Source organism: Dactylosporangium sp. NPDC050588, assembly GCF_040654975.1.
GTDB lineage: Bacteria > Actinomycetota > Actinomycetes > Mycobacteriales > Micromonosporaceae > Dactylosporangium > Dactylosporangium maewongense.
The window spans coordinates 1-1,478 of the sequence record NZ_JBFAJA010000233.1; the positions used below are offsets into that span (position 1 = coordinate 1).

1 protein-coding gene is annotated in these 1,478 nt (G+C 72.8%); it reads left to right on the forward strand.

Going from position 1 to position 1,478, the window contains the following annotated elements:
* On the forward strand, window positions 1-1,478 hold a 1,478-nt coding region (locus AB0I21_RS57470; RefSeq protein WP_360574532.1), incomplete at both ends, for an SDR family NAD(P)-dependent oxidoreductase.

Here is a 1,478-nt window from a genome sequence, read left to right on the forward strand (position 1 = left end):
ATGCAGGCGCTGCCACGGGGCGGCGCGATGGTCGCGATCCAGGCTTCTGAGGAGCAGGTCCGCGCGGCGCTGGTCGACGGTGTTTCGCTGGCCGCCGTCAACGGTCCCGACGCGGTCGTGGTCTCCGGCGACGAGGCCGCGGTCGAAGCTGTGGCGGCGGGGTTCGCCAAGACGCGGCGGTTGAAGGTGAGTCATGCGTTCCATTCGGCGCGGATGGACGGGATGCTCGACGCGTTTCGCGAGGTCCTGGCCACCGTGAAATTCAACAAGCCTTGGATTCCGATCGCGACGACGTCCACCGGCGAGGTGACCGACCCGGAGTATTGGGTGGCGCAGGTCCGGGGGACGGTCCGGTTCGCGGATTCGGTCGCCACGCTCAGGGCGCAGGGCGTCAACCGGTTCCTGGAGGTGGGTCCCGACGGGGTGCTGTCGGCGCTGGTCGACGGCATCCCGGCGATGCGGAAGGGGCGCGACGAAGCCAGCACCCTGATGACCGCCGTCGCCCGGGCGCACGTCGCCGGCTGGTCCCCGGACTGGACCCGGGTCCTGGCCGGGGGACGCCGTGTCGACCTGCCCACGTACGCGTTCCAGCGGCAGCGGTACTGGCTGGACGCCGGCACTCCTGCCCTACCGACCGTCGACGGCTGGCTGTATCACGAGACGTGGACGCCGCTGCCGCACCGGGAGGCCACGCTGCACGGCACGTGGCTCGTGGTCGGTGGCGGATCCGAGGCGGTGGTGGCGGCGCTGGCGGCGGCGGGCGCTGAGACGGTCACCCTGCCGGTCCGCGAAGGACGCCTGCGGGAGGAGTCGTTCGCGGGCGTGGTGGTGTTGCCCGCCGATGCCGCCGAGGCGCTCACCTTCGTGCAGACCCTCGGCGACATGGGGCCGCTGTGGTGCGTGACCCGGGGTGCTTCGACGGATCCGGTGCAGCGCGCGATCTGGGGTCTCGGCCGGGTCGTCGCGCTGGAGCACCCGGACCGGTGGGGCGGCCTCATCGACATCGCCGACACGGACATGGCGCTGCTGCCGGGCATCCTCGCCGGCGCCGAGGACCAGGTGATGGTCCGGTCCGGCACGGTCCACGCCCGACGTCTCGCCCGGGCCGCGACCACGGCCGGGTGGCAGCCCTCCGGCACGGTCCTGGTCACCGGCGGCACCGGCGCCCTCGGCCTCCACGTCGCCCGGTGGCTCGCCGCGGAAGGCGCCTCCAGGATCGTGCTGGTCAGCCGGCGCGGCCCTGACGCCGTACAGGTGGACATCCCCGGCGTCGAGATCGTGGCCGCGGACGTCACCGATCCTGCCGCTGTCGCCGACCTGGTCGCCCGGTTCATGCCGAACGCGGTCGTCCACGCTGCTGGTGTCCTGGACGACGGCACTGTTGACGCGTTGACGCCGGAGCGGATCGCGACGGTGATGGCGGCGAAGGTGGACGGGGCCAGGCACCTTGATGCGGCGACCCGGGGTCTGCCGCTGGA